We start from the raw sequence: 922 nt of genomic DNA on the forward strand, positions 1-922 counted from the left end.
ACGTCTGAATTGAATGAGTTCCAATCGGCGTTGGCGAGTGAGCAAGACGTAAAAAATAAGCACCCTAATAAAAAGGATTTATGTCGCATAAAAAGACTGGTCATCTAGAGTGACTCCACAAACTGGATCAGGTGGTTCTGATCAGACTGAGATAAATTGACGAATTGCGTTTTACTTTTTCTAGCTTCTCCGCCATGCCATAAAATAGCTTCTGTTACGGTTCTTGCTCGACCATCGTGCAATAGTCGTAACTGCTGGTTGACTTGCTTTTGGTATGCCAGGCCCCAAAGTGGGGGTGTACGCCATTCAGAGCCGTTTGCTTGATGCTCTATAAAGCCATCTGCTAACTTCTCGCCCATATCATGCAACAAGAAGTCTGAGTATGGCCATATGGTTTCGTTAACCGGCAGCGCTTGGATTTTTGAATCAAGAGTATAACTTGGTCGGTGACAGTCCGCGCAGCCAATATCGGAAAATAGTTGCTGACCTTTTATTCCTTTATCGTCTAAATTCACTCTTTTGGGCACGCTAGTCATCGAAGTGAAGTACAAAATACTTTGCATGACTTTGTCTGATGCTTCGTAGCCATCTTGTTGTTCTGTATTGCCGTGTGCTTGCGCCAAACAGTCAGTTTGTTGCTCGGTACAGTCTCCATAACCAGAAGGGAACCACTTCGAACCAACTCCAATGTCAGTGTGTAGGGCATTGGCGTTTTGCTGAGCAAGCGTGGCTTGTCCGGACTTCCAGCCAAAACGTCCTAGTTCTGATGAATTAGTATCTCTGCTGGGAACATAATTCGGTCTCCCAGAAATGCCATCGTTATTCGTATCATTAGGGTCTGCCCATTTTAGAATGTCTTCGTCGTCAATTGATTCAATTAGCCCTAGCCCAATTAATGCACCTGCCATTCGAGGTGATTGTT

General features: G+C 44.7%; 1 protein-coding gene. It reads right to left on the reverse strand.

What is annotated here, in order from left to right; all coding sequences use genetic code 11:
• Positions 1-104: 104 nt before the first annotated feature.
• The coding region (locus A3739_RS22490; protein ID WP_156502773.1) for a di-heme oxidoredictase family protein at positions 105-922 on the reverse strand (818 nt) is incomplete at its 5' end.

The sequence above is a fragment of the Oleiphilus sp. HI0067 genome, from assembly GCF_001635735.1.